Genomic DNA, 14092 nt, shown 5'->3' with positions numbered 1-14092 from the left:
TATTCTAAAGGGAAATGTGCTTAGGGAGGATTGAATTACCAAATCGTTAGGTCTAGTTTATCCAGATAAATTGTCGCTCACCCCAATTATAAGTATTTTGGACAAAATCACGTTTACGGATACTTAGGTATCTATTGCGGGCTGTGCAATGGGGCATCACATCCTTTCATGTACCTCCTTATTAAAGAAGCCGGCCAAAAAGGCCGACTCGGATTACTATTTATCACAGCAATTGTGTATTTTTTATACTGAATAATGATCTAATGAGATCTGAATTCCATTAAGCTGAGCTTGCGGTAACTCTGACTCCCTACTAATACTCAGAACTAAGCTTTCACCATCCATGTTGATATAATTCGCTGCTAATACCTCTCCCACTTCGAAATTCCTTTCTTTATGAGCCATAGCTGCGGCAAAAGCCTCTAAACCAATAATACCACATTCGGCAGCTTTCTTAATGCCCAATGCTTCAACGATCACACCACCCGGCATCCCTGCGACTGATACCTCTATGAATCTGGACCGTTCCTGCAGCTGATAAGAGTGAGATAAATAAATAACAACATACGTCTCACCAACCTGCCCGTACAATGTGTTAGGCTCTTGTTTCCATTCCCCTTGGGGAAGTACACCAATGATCGTATTCTTTTCACCCTGGGGGATTGGGAATAAAGAAATAATGACATTCTTGTGATAGAGAACCTCCATATAACGGCTTTGATGGCGGGGATCTCCCTCATTGTAGCCTTGTCCCGGGTGGAAGAAATATAGCTGATTTGCGCCTCCCTCTCCACTCACAGGTAACGAAAAAGCCCAGCGAAGCTGCTCATTATCGAATTCCTCAACCCGCTCCCACATCCCGCCTGCTGCAAACTCCGCTGTAATATAAGCATAGGAATGAAGCAAAGGCTGCGGCTGTGGATCCGTTGGGACAACCTTCTGAGTAATCTTCCTTACTTCCATTGGTGTCTGGCGATTCATGGCTGCGGCTAATATTTCATCGGATGCTTGATAGAATAATAAACCGGCATACTCCGTGCGCGGCATCATCTCAGGCAGCTGGAAATCTCCAAACTGAACATAATCATGAAGCACATTAGCATCGCCGGGAACATCATGCGGCCAACCTCTAGAATGCGCTCCAACCCAAGCGCCACGCAGATAGAATTCAGCTCGTACATTCCATAAATGGTCAAGCATTTCTTTAAGGCTCGTAGTAAGCTCCGTATCCTCAGGCGGGACAAGTTCCAAGGCACAGGTGAATGCCTGCACCCAATGCCAAAACCACGGAAGACTGCCGTATTCAGGCATCCCTTTAGTTCGAATATATGCCAGCGTATCCTTCAGACTCTGCCGGCCATCCTCAAGCAATATTTCATCCGCAAACATGGTGCCAAAAATCAGCTTAGCAGCTGTATATTTAGCTTCATGATGCCCAAAAGTAACCACCGGCTTACGGTAGAAATCACTGCGATAAATATGTCCAAACGCTGTATTCAGAACTATGCGAAGTTGAGCATTTAATGCTCCTCCGTATCTTTTGCAAAAATACGCCAGCAGGTTGCCCATAAGCTCCACTGGTAACTCATGTGGTGACGCATCTCGTGGAACCGGATTCAAACCGAGCGGCCAATGACCGTATAACTCCGTGCCGGGCTGTCGGTTCTGAAGCATTAAGATCTCCAGCAACACATCCTGTGCTTTCTGTTTCGCTTGCTCACGATCAAAAGGCAACTCAAAAGAATCATCAACAGCCGCTGCAAAAAGATACGAAGCATAATAAAAGTTATTTCGCACATCATCATGGAACCAGAGTCCACTTTCCAATAAAGGGCGTTGCTCCGCTTCCAGTGCTATTTTAAAAATAATTTCTTGCTGACGTTCCATATAAGTACTCTGGATATTTTTCAACCCCGGCATTACTTTTCAACCTCCATCATTTCAGTTTTATATCCTCTTCAGGCATTCATGAAAATCGAGCATAATAGCTCTATTGTGCACACTTTCCGTTCATTTTGCAATTGGAAAAACCAATAAATAAACATAAATAAACGAAATAAAAAAGATTAGTACTTGTAAAATGAACATAAATATACTAAAGTGTACCTATACGAACGATAATATGTACACAAAGGAGATTGAACATTCAATGGAAAGACGTTTCGCATCCCATCCTAATGAAGTAAAACAATTTGACACTGAGCGCCTCCGTAAGGAATTCCACATTCCCGTTATTTTTGCTCCTGATGAGCTAAAGCTTGTCCTAACCCATGAAGATCGTATGATCGTTGGTGGAGCTAATCCTGTAAAAGAAGAGGTTGCGCTTACTACTGACCTTAAAGAACTTGGGGTTACTTATTTCTTGGAACGCCGTGAACTGGGCATCATTAATGTGGGTGGTAAAGGCTCCGTGGTTGTAGATGGCACAGAATATGAAGTAGATTTCAAAGAATGTCTTTATGTAGGTCAAGGCTCTAAAGATGTAGTCTTCAAAAGTGCAGACGCTTCCAAGCCTGCTAAATTCTATTTGAATTCTGCTCCTGCCCATCAGTCCTACCCTACTACCAAAACCACACTGGCCGATTCTGAATCCGGTGCAATGGGTGGTCTGGAGAACTCTAACGAACGGACAATCCACCGCTTCATTCACACAAATGGGGTGCAAAGTGCCCAACTGGTTATGGGTATGACCCAACTGAAACCAGGCAGCATGTGGAACACAATGCCAGCACATACCCATCCACGCCGGATGGAAGCTTATTTCTATTTTGATCTTCCGGACGATTCCGTTGTGTTCCACCTGATGGGAGAACCTGACGAAACCCGCCATATCGTAATGCATAACGAACAAGCGGTTATTTCTCCAAGCTGGTCCATCCACAGTGGTGTCGGCACTCATAACTATACTTTTATCTGGAGTATGGCTGGCGATAATAAAAGATATGATGATATGGACCCCGTATCCATGAAAGAATTACAATAGAGATAAATCAATTACGGAAAGATGAGGCAGGCGGATGAACCCGATACGACGACACGAGATGATTATGGAAGTTATGCTGAACCAAAAAGATGTAACGGTGAATGAACTGAGCGATAAGCTTCAGGTTACTGGAAAAACAATACGCGAGGATTTAAGCAGGCTGGAGGAACAAGGACTGATCGTACGTGTACATGGCGGAGCTGTGCTGGCACAAAGCGACCAGTTTGGTATTTTGCCCTCCAAGGACCCGCTGGATAAATACTCTGACGAGAAGACGGAGATTGCCTTGCGTGCGCTTGCTCATATTGAACCGGACGATATTATCGCTCTTGACGGCGGTAGCACCACGCTTGAAATTGCTCGGCGTCTGGACAATATGCCACTAACGGTAGTCACCAATGATGTATACATCATCAGCGAACTGGTTCCCAAAGATAACATCCGTCTGGTCGTTCCCGGTGGTTATCGTGTCCGTAATATGTTGGCTGGTCCTGAAGCCGTCTCCTATGTACAAAAGCTTAATATTCAAAAAGCATTCCTTTCTTCGACTGCTATTCATATAGAGCATGGACTCTCCATTTATACAGGAGATTTAATTGAGTTCAAGCAAGCCCTTGTATCTACAGCCCGTAAGGTATTCGCGGTTGTAGATCATCATAAATTCGGCCATACTGCACTGCGTACCTTCGCTTCCCTACAAGAAGTTGACGTGATCCTGACGGACAAAGGGCTCTCCCCCGAAACGGCAGAACAGTTCCGCAGTGCAGGCGTTACAATTGAATGCGGGTAAAAACCCGGAATAACAATCCATTTACAATAAAGGGGCGTAATTTATATGTCATCATTATTCAGCTTGGCAGGTAAAACAGCTATTGTAACAGGCGCAGCTCAAGGTCTTGGACAAGGAATCGCGCTTGCATTTGCAGAAGCCGGTGCAGATGTTGCATCAGTCTCCCTTAATTCGAGTGAAGAAACTGTAAATGCAGCAAAAGCTTTTGGAGTAAAAGCAGTTAGTATCGAATCTGACTTAAGTGATCATAGCAAGCTGCAAAGCACTTTTGACCAAGCGTTAGAGCTGACCGGACATGTTGACATTCTCGTAAACTGCGCCGGAATGATCCGCCGTGCACCGGCAAAAGATCATAGTGAAAAAGACTGGTTTGATGTAATCAATTTGAACCTGAACACAGTGTTCCTTCTGTCGCAAATTGCAGGCCGCCACTTCCTGGAAAGAGGATCCGGCAAAATCATTAACATCGCCTCCATGCTCTCCTATCAAGGCGGAATCAATGTCCCTGGTTACACTGCGAGTAAACACGGGGTTGCTGGTCTTACTAAAGCTTTTGCCAATGAATGGGCAGGCTCCGGTCTGAACATCAATGCAATTGCACCAGGTTATATGGCTACTGAAAATACCGCTCCAATCCGTGCCGACCAAAGTCGTTCGGACTCTATCTTAGACCGTATCCCTGCAGCACGTTGGGGAACGCCTGATGATGTTAAAGGTCCTGCCGTATTCTTGGCTTCCGCAGCATCTGACTACTTGAACGGTCACGTTCTTAATGTGGATGGCGGATGGATGGCTAGATAATCCATACAAAAATGGGTGTCCCATAGGGGCACCCATTTTTTTGACTCAGCTGACCCATCTACATACGCAGTAGCTTAAAGGATTCAACTAACCGATCTGCACACGCAGAAGCTAAAGGACTCAGCTGACCGATCTGCACATGCAGCAGCTAGAGGACACAGTTGACCGATCTCCATACGCAGCAGCTTAAAGGACTCAGCAGACCTATCTCCATACGCAGCAGTTAAAAGACTCAACTGAACAATCTGCACACGCAGCAGCTAAAGGACTCAACTAACCGATCTGCATACGCAGCAGCTAAAGGACTCAGCTGACCTTATACACCGTTTTATCCGCTATTTGGATAGCTACCGGACCTCATAGCCGCTATTGGTGCAAAAAAAGCTAATTAGAAGCTCCTTCCTGAGCAATAGCGACGCTGGAGTCCGAAAACCTGCTTAATAGGCGTTAAATTCGCAAATAGGGGCATCTGGGGCCGAAAATCTCAGTACCAGTGGTGGTTGATCCTTCTGCGTCATTTAAATAAGCTTGCAATGGAATTCACATCAAAATCACTAGTCATTCTAAAGTTTCCCGAACTGTATTTGTCCTTCTTATCAAGATCCGTCACATACAGGAAGTTAGTATCCGTAAGATTCATGCCAAACCTCAAGCTGTTATTCACAATAATACTTATCCAGTAGGTCTCCGTAGATTTGTCCAAAGCACTACTTCTTCTCAATTTTACATCTGAAAAAGCATAAATGATCTTTTCAATTTCCTTCGGATCTTCAATCACTACCTTTTCATCCACTAAAGATTTCTCAATCTCGATAGAGGTGATTTCTGTTTCGTCGATTTGATCCAACACTAAATTCTCAAATGAATTATAACTATGGTAGAGATTAATGATTACTGGGATTTCGATCAATAAAAAAATAAGTACGAGAAATACATAACGTTTCTTCATATTCATAATTATGAACTCCCTAGTTCTACAAACTCCTCTGGATGAGTGCGAATATAATCGCCAATAATTCTATGCGTATTTGGTGTCAGGTTCTTATATCGTTCAAATAACCCACTAATAACTTCTAACAGCTCAGGGTCTCGATCCAGATCCGTGATGGCTGCATCCGCCCACTCTTTACCCAGTCGATGATTTCTTTCCTCGAGAAATGTCTTTGTTTCCTGAAGCAAAAGAATCATGGGTGAATCGTCAAAAAATCGTATGCCTCCTATCACCCCTGTCCAATACCCTGGCAGGTCTTGCATGTAGGAAATCCAAGCATAATATTCCCCATCAGAATTACAGCTGTGACCATATAGCACTCTGAACATACATAATGCTTGTTGTCCCTCTGTGAGCTTCGAGATCACATCTGATTTGGTCGATGGCGATTTTCCGCGAATCAGCTGAAAGGTAGGCTCCATACAGGCCCATCCTAACCTTTCATCACTTAAAGTGTCCAAGTCTTCCTGCTTCATGGCTACTAAATTCATTTAACTCCTCCTTTGATTAACATCCAAAAATATACATATCTTTCTTAACGATGTCAATAAAAATCACTTAGGCACATGAAGCAATTCGATCGTTTTTATGATAGGCTTTAGGTAGTAGATATTTTCACAAAGGAGCTTTTCTATGCATAATGAGATACTTACTATATTTGATGAAGGCGGTCACCGAATCGGTACAGCTCCACGGGAAGAAGTACACCGGTTAGGACATTGGCACGAGACCTTCCACTGCTGGTTTATAAACAAAACCCAAGAAATCCCCTATATTTATTTACAGCTTCGTAGTGAGCAGAAACAAGAATATGCAGGATTGCTGGACATCACGGCCGCTGGACATTTGCTGACACACGAAACGGTAGATGACGGGATTCGCGAAGTTCAAGAAGAACTCGGTTTGGAGCTAGCTTTTGATGAGCTGATTCCCTTAGGTACAATTCCTTACTGTATGATCAAAGAAAATCTAATCGATAAAGAACGAGCGCATGTTTTTGTTTATAACAATCCTTATCCACTGAACGATTTTAAGCTGCAAGAAGAAGAGGTCGCAGGAATTGTTATCACAAAGTTTGCGGACTTCCGAAGCTTTTGGCAGGGAGAAATACATAGTCTACAAATCAATGGTTTCAAAGTCGATTCAAACGGGCAGAAAATCAACATTCAACAGAGTGTGGATCGGACTCATTTTGTGCCTCATGAAGCAGCTTATTTCACTCGGATCATTGAGGGCATCGAAGCAATAATTCTAACATCAACCATCGTCACGGAGGACATATGATCATTAATCCTCAAACATCTACAGTGAATGGAATCCAATACAGCATTAGATCTGCTGCCTCAAAAGACGCTAAGGTGTTGTCTGAATTAAGAGTACGTATCGATGGAGAGACTGAGAATTTAGATCGGGAACCAGGCGAAGCCTTTATTGACGAAGAAGGATTTGAACAGCTTATTCAAGCCGATTCAGAGAAAAATAATAACCTCTTTCTAGTCGCAGTAGTGGATGATCAAATCGTTGCGTTCTCCAGATGCGAAGGTTATCCCTTAAAAAGATTCGCTCATAAAGTAGAATTCGGAGTATGTGTGCTGCAGGAGTATTGGGGATATGGTATTGGAAAAAATCTTCTTGGCGAATCGATTGCCTGGGCTGACACTAACGGTATTCAAAAGATCACCCTAAATGTGCTGGAAACGAACACCAATGCTATTAAGCTTTATCAAAAGCTTGGCTTTGAAATCGAAGGGATTTTAAAGAAAGATAAACTTCTATCGGACGGCAAATTGTATAACACCATTATGATGGGAAGAGTTAAGAACTGATTCTATTCAAAAAAAAGGCAGAACCTGAAACTCAGGTCCTGCCTCTTTATTATACTAATGCTTTACGCTTCAACATCGCAAGTCCATTCACCGCTAGATTCAATAGGGCCGGAGCTGAAAGACCTGTTTCCAAGTCTGTGTATTCCGCTCCATCCAGCTCTACCGTTTGCGGACTGCCGCTGAAATTTTGCACAAAAACATAATCACTTTCGCCATCTGTGCGAAGTTGTGCAGTCACACCTGCTGGAAGCTCACTATCCATCGCACGGGTAATTCCTGCCTTAGATGTGATCGCTGCGTATAGCTCAACATAGAATGAAGTCTCTTTCACCCGGGTAGCAAGATGGTACGCATTTCCTTCACCGAAACGATTGACTGTAAGCGCTGGACGGCCTGCGTAGAAATCGTTGCGATAATGCCCCAAAGCCTCTGCACCTTCCAAATGAATCAGCTCAGCAATCTCATGCGCATCGTAGTCACCGCTTAGCTTAAGTTTATTACCTGCCTCCATTACTATCCCGTTCAGATCACGGCTGTGCAGCCCTTCTGTCTCCTCTGCCCAAATCCCCAGTGTTCTGCGCAGTGGACCAGGGAATCCTCCCAGATGACATAAATCCGTTTCGTTAACTACTCCTGACCAATAGGTTGCGAGGAATGTGCCGCCTTGCTCCACATATTTCTCAATTCGCTTTCCATTCTCTTCACTAATCAGATATAACATAGGTGCAACAACCAGCTTGTAGGCAGACAAATCATCTCCAGAGCCTATAATATCAACTGGAATGCCCAGCTCCCAAAGTGCACGATAATGCTGCAGCACCGTCTCCTCATAACGTAATCCGGAATTACGGATGCCTTGAGCATCCTTTATCGCCCAGCGGTTGTCCCAATCGAAAATAATCGCCGTCTGCGCCGGAGTGGACGTACCCACTACTTCCGTCATTCCCGCAAGCGTCTTTCCTACTTCCGCTACATCTTGGAATACTCGAGTCTCGGAATGGCCACTGTGGTCTACAACTGCACCATGGAACTTCTCACTTGATCCGCGGCTTTTGCGCCATTGGAAATACTGCACAGAATCCGAACCATGCGCTACCGCTTGCAAGGAAGACAGCTTGTGCATTCCGGGACGTTTTAGCTTACTGACCGATTGCCAGTTCGTAAGGGATGGCGTGCTTTCCATCAGCAAGAACGGTTTCTTTTTAAAAGAGCGCATTAAGTCGTAGTGCATCGCCGCCCATGCTGCCAATCTAGTATCGTCACCGTCTTCGGTATAATGCCAGTCTGGATAAGCGTCCCATGAGACCACATCCAAGATTTTGGCCAGCTCGCGGTAATCAATACCATCGATCATATGCATATTCGTCGTAATAGGCAGCTCTAGATTGTACGGACGAACCGTATTGATCTCGTGCTGGCAGAAGTCAATCGTCCGTTCACTAACAAAACGCCGCCAGTCAAGATTCAAGCCGTGTACTTGTGTCTCACCATGTGGAGCTGGGGATTCAATCTGTGACCATGAAGTATAGGTATGGCTCCAAAAAGTAGCCCACCAAGCATGATTCACCTCATCCAAACTGTTATTATATTTCACCTTCAGCCATTCTCTAAAAGCATCCTGGCAGAGCTCACAGTGACACTCCCCACCGAACTCATTCGAAATATGCCACCCGATAATGGCTGGATGCTGGCTGTACCGTTCCGCTAGCTTTGCATTTAGAATTGCAGTTTTCTCACGGTACACTGGTGAGGTATAGCAATGGTTATGACGGAAGCCATGCAAATTGTGAACACGGTTACGCTCCACTCTTAAGACTTCTGGATATTTTTGCGACATCCATGCTGGGCGGGCACCACTTGGCGTTGCCAAGATAGCGTAAATCCCATTCTCTGCAAAAGAATCAAGTACACCATCCAACCATTCGAAAGTGAACACACCCTCTTCTGGTTCAAGAGATACCCACGAGAAAATGCCTACGGACATGACATTGCAGCCCGCCAGCTTCATTAATCGGATATCCTCACGCAATACTTCCGGATATTTAAGCCATTGTTCAGGATTATAATCAGCACCGTGCAGCATGACACCAGCTTTACTGCTTATCGGGGAATGTTTTTTATTCATTGTGTACGATCATCCTCTCAATTCTGCCCATTTATGGAATGGGACTATTCTCTGATGACAGGCTAGAAGCGTAAGCTATCTAATTCAGGAATCATCATTTATACTATTTATAATATAAGAAAAGTCATTTCAATCAGTAGGAATATAGTCTCGAAGTGATAGCACAAAATGAAGATGAGGTGATAAACCTGCTGCCTTTTTCTCTGATTGAATTACCACGCGACTCTGGAACGTTACCCCTATCCCCCTACTCTGTAGGTCGTCATATCCAATTCCATCATGTGCGCCCAGCAGGATTTCCTGTGTATCAAATCTTTTTGATCCGGACCGGAACCGGTTTATTTCGTGATCTGGAAAATGGCACAGAAATCATACTGGAACCGGGGATGGCTTTTGCCTTCCCACCAGATCGAGGTCATGAATATTATCCTACCTCTCATGAACCGTGGCATGTTGGCTTTATCGGTTTTCAAGGCAGTCAAGCTCAAGGATTGCTGGAAGCGCTTGAACTGCTCCCTTCTGCTCCTTATCGACCGGAGCGTTTTGAACAATGCTGGGAAGAAATCGGCCAAATTTGGCATACGGTGAATTCTCCTGCCTCCAATCGGCAAGACGAGATGTGGATGCAGGAGTTGTCTATCACGCTCTATAGACTGCTCTTAATGCTGCGCCCTGCCAAGAGTTCACAAAGCTCCGCTAATCGTCTAGCCTTCGAGTCTGTCCGAAATGAAGCCCTAACTACAGCCGTCGGGCTGATCAACGAGCATTACACAGAACCGCTTCTGATCTCCAATCTTGCAGCAGCAGTCGGCTACTCCGTGCAGCATTTCCAGCGTTTATTCGTGCAGGAATACGGGGTCACTCCGCATAAGTATTTGCAGAATCTGCGGCTGGAGCGGGCGCTGCAATTAATGACGGAGGATGTGGAGATCCCCGTTCAAGATATTGCGCTTCAGCTGGGCATGGAGACTAATTATTTTATACGTGTCTTCCGAAAAAACTACGGCTGTACACCAGGCGTAATGAAAATACGTTTGCTACAAGGCGAGCAAATGAAGTAACGCTTCCAAGCCTAATGAAGATATTGTAAAATTAAGCAGATGATAGCTTGTGAATTGGGGGCACCACAGATGGCCTAACAGCTTGGAGTGGCACACCTCACGGCTTCGATGTATATATCAGCTCAGATCTTCAGGAATGGTCCGAACCCATTGCTGCCTTTCGTCCAGATCCTAATTTTTGGGCTGATCATCATTTCTGGGCACCAGAGGTTCACCGCTACAACGGAAAATATTATATGTTCGCTTCTTTTAAAAGACATGGGGTTCCACGGGGGACACAAATATTAAGCGCGGAAACACCTGAGGGTCCTTATCTCCCTATCAGCAATCATCCGATTACCCCTGCTTCTTGGGAGTGCCTTGACGGAACGTTATATGTAGATAAAGAAGACAAACCTTGGATGATCTTTTGCCGTGAATGGATTGAAGTGACGGATGGAGAAATGTATGCCGTTCGGCTGAAGGAGGATTTAAGCGCTAGTATTGGTGAACCCGTGCTGCTTTTCCAGGCTTCACAAGCTCCTTGGACGGTAGGTGGCAAAGAAGGGCAGTACGTAACTGACGGTCCTTTTATGCATCAGACTAGCAGTGGTGAGCTGCTTATGTTGTGGTCTAGCAGTGGAGCCGGTGGTTATGCCATGGGTTTAGCCCGATCCATCAGCGGTGACATTAGTGGACCTTGGCAACATGATCCTGAGCCTCTTTATGCCAAAGATGGCGGACATGGGATGTTGTTTCGTGATTTGACGGGCAGACTTATGCTGGCTATTCATGCCCCAAATCTCAACCCACAAGAACGGCCGCTGCTTATTGAGATCCAGGAAAGCTCCAGAACGATTCGATAAAATCATTGTAATGTAGAACGGAGTAGAACCCTTGGAACAAAAAATTAAGTCCTTATTTAATGACCAGATTGTAAGTGCCGCCTGTACGAAATATGGTATCCCCATAGATGAGCTAACGTTCATTGGCGGATTTCAAAATTTTGTTTATGAATACCAACTTAGTAACCATCAATATATTCTAAGATTTACTCATAGCTCGCTACGTAGTAAGGATTTGTTGGCGGCTGAACTTGAATGGATTCTATACATAGCAGATCATGGCGTTTCAGTATCAAGACCCGTATGTTCTCTTCAGGGTAATTTAGTTGAGCAAATAGAGATCGGTGATTCGTGCTTTAGGGTATCTTCCTTTGAAAAAGCACAAGGGAAACGAATAGGTTACCCAGACTGCCTGAAAGATGTAGAGCTCTATGAGCAGTGTGGCATGATCACTGGACAAATGCACAGACTAGCAAAATCTTATAAACCACACACCAAAAGACATGCGTGGCATCAGAACTACTACCTGCAGAATGTAACCAGGTTTATTCCTTCATCCCAAAGTGGCGTTTTAGAAAGCTGTAAGGCGCTTATGGATCGGCTAAAGCATCTCGACGCTGATATAAATACCTATGGTCTCATCCATGGGGATATCAATGTAGGCAACTTTTTGGTCCACAATGGTAAGCTGACCTTGTTTGATTTTGATGAAGCTCAGTACAGCTGGTTTGTAGAAGATATCGCCATTCAACTGTATTATCTAGTCTACGTTTACGGGGATGATAGTATGGAGGACAGGCAGCTTCAATGTCAGCGTTTTATGGAGCATTTTCTTAAAGGCTACGTTAAAGAGAACAGTATTTCAGAAAATGAGCTGAAGCTAATTCCTCTTTTTCTTCGATTAAGAGAGATTATTGTATATACAGGGATGTACCGGAGTTTTGATATGTCTAACCTAGATGATTGGACCAAAGATTATTTAACGCAGAGTAAGGCGAGAATTGAGAATGGTATTTCCATCATTGAGTCTTATTTCTGAACAAACATCCAAAGCGTTTCATATGATGTGTCTCTCTTACAAAACCCACAGCTATCACTGTGGGTTTTGTGTTCTCTAAACAAGTCCATTTTGCTTTTAAGAGGTTGATATGCCGTGACTCTATCCTAACTTGGACATATCGTATAAATGAGACTTTTCCCAAAAATGCATATGAGGGGTTGGTTAAATGAGTGCTGTACCTCACTACAAGGCGAACCAACAAGGTATTTCCATTATTACCTGTACCAATCGCCATAATTATTTAAACAACCTATTTCAAAATTACAGCAGACAAAAATATGCAAATAAAGAACTTATCATTATTATCAATAATAATAAAATTCCACTATCCCCCTACCTAACCTTAGCTAAAAAACACAAAAATATTAAGATATTTCGTAAACCTGAACATCAATCTCTCGGTTCATGCTTAAACTATGCCGTAACAAAATGCAAATATCATACCATCGCCAAATTTGATGACGACGATTATTATGCCCCTCATTATTTGACGGAAAGTAATCTGACCTTACAAAGAACTAAAGCTGATATCCTTGGAAAACGGGCTCACTATATGTATTTACTAGGTTCAAATACTTTGATTCTTCGTTTTGCAAATGATGAACACCGGACGGTTACCCATCTCCCTGGCGCTACGCTCGTCTTCAAACGAAAAGTATTCGATCATGTGAAATTTCCTAATAAAAACGTAGGTGAGGATGATCTCTTTTGCAGCAGAAGCAGAAAGAAAGGTTATAAGGTTTATTCTGCGAGTAAAAATAACTTCGTTGCCATACGTAGAAAAAACTCTTCAAAACATACATGGATTATCAGTGATAGTACGTTAATAGCTAACCATAAGATCATCCGGAATATTAAAAACTACAGGAATTTTGTTGGATGCAGTCCAAAGATTCCGTTATGAAGTTAACTGCTGAATCTACTTCATCTGCTGTGTCTATTCTAACTTGTACGAAACGAATTGATTGTATTAAAACCATGTTTGATAACTATCAACGACAGAATTTCAAATCTAAAGAACTTATCGTGATCATAAATAATGATAGCTTGAGAATAGAAGATTATATACAAGCTGCAAAAAAACATAAAAACGTACGGATCTATAAACTACCAGAATATCGTTCACTCGGGTTTTGTCTGAATTTTGGTGTGCACTTAGCGAATTATAGTTGTATCGCTAAATTTGATGACGACGATTATTACTCTGCCAACTATTTAACGGATAGTATGAACATCCTCCATAAAACTAAAGCTGATATCGTTGGAAAACGAGCTCACTATATGTATTTAAATGATAAGAAGCTACTTTTGCTTCGTTATCTTCATATGGAAAATAAACAGGTAACCAATGTTCAGGGTGCCACCCTACTCGTAAAACGAAATGTCTTCCAGCAGATTTCTTTTCCAGATTGGAATAAAGGTGAATGTGTTAAGTTTTGTGCGGATTGCGCTGCACAGGGCTTTAAGATTTATGCAGGAAATAAGTATAACTTCGCTGCGGTTCGTAGAAAAAACTCCAAAGATCACACATGGATCGTTAGTGACAAGAAACTTCTAGCTCAAAATGTTAAAGTTCTAAAGGTAAAAAACTTCAAAAAATACGTAACTCGAGGCTGATTTAATCAAACTCA

General features: G+C 43.3%; 14 protein-coding genes. 10 read left to right on the top strand and 4 right to left on the bottom strand.

All coding sequences use genetic code 11. The annotated features are described in order from the left end of the window. Nucleotides 1-243: 243 nt before the first annotated feature. Nucleotides 244-1920, bottom strand: a complete 1677-nt coding sequence (locus tag MHH49_RS23085; RefSeq protein ID WP_341138509.1) for a hypothetical protein — start codon at nucleotides 1918-1920, stop codon at nucleotides 244-246. A 229-nt stretch (nucleotides 1921-2149) separates the two neighbouring features. Here MHH49_RS23085 and kduI point away from each other — a divergent pair, with 229 nt between their 5' ends. From kduI to kduD, 3 genes are read left to right on the top strand one after another with little or no spacing between them, the layout of a single operon-like run. Further along, nucleotides 2150-2983: a 5-dehydro-4-deoxy-D-glucuronate isomerase gene (gene kduI / locus MHH49_RS23080; protein ID WP_036688322.1), complete on the top strand. Its 834-nt coding sequence runs from the start codon at nucleotides 2150-2152 to the stop codon at nucleotides 2981-2983. A 34-nt stretch (nucleotides 2984-3017) separates the two neighbouring features. Continuing rightward, nucleotides 3018-3773, top strand: coding sequence for a DeoR/GlpR family DNA-binding transcription regulator (locus tag MHH49_RS23075; RefSeq protein ID WP_038571843.1), 756 nt, complete (start codon nucleotides 3018-3020; stop codon nucleotides 3771-3773). Between the two features lie 45 nt (nucleotides 3774-3818). After that, the gene (gene kduD, locus MHH49_RS23070) at nucleotides 3819-4574 is read left to right on the top strand and encodes a 2-dehydro-3-deoxy-D-gluconate 5-dehydrogenase KduD (protein WP_036688326.1); all 756 of its coding nucleotides are present in this window, start codon (nucleotides 3819-3821) and stop codon (nucleotides 4572-4574) included. 514 nt (nucleotides 4575-5088) lie between these two features. On the opposite strand, the gene MHH49_RS23065 is transcribed toward kduD, so the two are convergent. Together MHH49_RS23065 and MHH49_RS23060 are read right to left on the bottom strand one after the other, a co-directional pair. Further along, on the bottom strand, nucleotides 5089-5529 hold the full coding sequence (locus MHH49_RS23065; RefSeq protein ID WP_036688330.1) for a hypothetical protein: 441 nt from the start codon (nucleotides 5527-5529) through the stop codon (nucleotides 5089-5091). A gap of 2 nt (nucleotides 5530-5531) precedes the next feature. Continuing rightward, entirely contained in the window at nucleotides 5532-6056 is a 525-nt protein-coding gene (locus MHH49_RS23060) for a hypothetical protein (protein WP_036688333.1), read from the bottom strand. 142 nt (nucleotides 6057-6198) lie between these two features. Between MHH49_RS23060 and MHH49_RS23055 the strand changes: the two genes are divergently transcribed. Next, complete coding sequence (locus MHH49_RS23055; protein ID WP_076098931.1) at nucleotides 6199-6849, top strand: NUDIX hydrolase; 651 nt, start codon at nucleotides 6199-6201, stop codon at nucleotides 6847-6849. Beyond that, nucleotides 6846-7391: a GNAT family N-acetyltransferase gene (locus MHH49_RS23050; RefSeq protein WP_076098930.1), complete on the top strand. Its 546-nt coding sequence runs from the start codon at nucleotides 6846-6848 to the stop codon at nucleotides 7389-7391. Before MHH49_RS23055 ends, MHH49_RS23050 begins: the two co-directional genes overlap by 4 nt. Before the next feature lie 49 nt (nucleotides 7392-7440). Here MHH49_RS23050 and MHH49_RS23045 read toward each other — a convergent pair whose 3' ends face one another. Further along, nucleotides 7441-9516: a beta-galactosidase gene (locus tag MHH49_RS23045; RefSeq protein ID WP_036688343.1), complete on the bottom strand. Its 2076-nt coding sequence runs from the start codon at nucleotides 9514-9516 to the stop codon at nucleotides 7441-7443. A gap of 155 nt (nucleotides 9517-9671) precedes the next feature. Here MHH49_RS23045 and MHH49_RS23040 point away from each other — a divergent pair, with 155 nt between their 5' ends. The 5 genes from MHH49_RS23040 to MHH49_RS23020 all read left to right on the top strand — a co-directional run bounded on the left by MHH49_RS23040 (nucleotide 9672) and on the right by MHH49_RS23020 (nucleotide 14078). Then, nucleotides 9672-10577 carry a helix-turn-helix domain-containing protein gene (locus MHH49_RS23040; protein ID WP_235219562.1) on the top strand — a complete coding sequence of 302 codons (906 nt, stop codon included), beginning with the start codon at nucleotides 9672-9674 and terminating at the stop codon, nucleotides 10575-10577. Nucleotides 10578-10630: 53 nt separating this feature from the next. Further along, nucleotides 10631-11422 carry a glycoside hydrolase family 43 protein gene (locus MHH49_RS23035; RefSeq protein WP_143758581.1) on the top strand — a complete coding sequence of 264 codons (792 nt, stop codon included), beginning with the start codon at nucleotides 10631-10633 and terminating at the stop codon, nucleotides 11420-11422. A 31-nt stretch (nucleotides 11423-11453) separates the two neighbouring features. Then, nucleotides 11454-12440, top strand: coding sequence for a phosphotransferase enzyme family protein (locus MHH49_RS23030; protein ID WP_076098929.1), 987 nt, complete (start codon nucleotides 11454-11456; stop codon nucleotides 12438-12440). A 187-nt stretch (nucleotides 12441-12627) separates the two neighbouring features. Then, nucleotides 12628-13365, top strand: coding sequence for a glycosyltransferase (locus MHH49_RS23025; protein WP_076098928.1), 738 nt, complete (start codon nucleotides 12628-12630; stop codon nucleotides 13363-13365). Next, nucleotides 13341-14078 (top strand): glycosyltransferase family 2 protein, encoded by a 738-nt coding sequence (locus tag MHH49_RS23020; RefSeq protein ID WP_256717813.1) that lies wholly within the window; start codon nucleotides 13341-13343, stop codon nucleotides 14076-14078. The genes MHH49_RS23025 and MHH49_RS23020 overlap by 25 nt, the downstream gene beginning before the upstream one ends. Nucleotides 14079-14092: the final 14 nt, after the last annotated feature.

The organism is Paenibacillus sp. FSL F4-0122 (assembly GCF_038002845.1).
GTDB classification, from domain to species: Bacteria; Bacillota; Bacilli; order Paenibacillales; family Paenibacillaceae; genus Paenibacillus_AQ; species Paenibacillus_AQ odorifer.
This window is presented reverse-complemented; position numbering and strand designations above follow the sequence as displayed.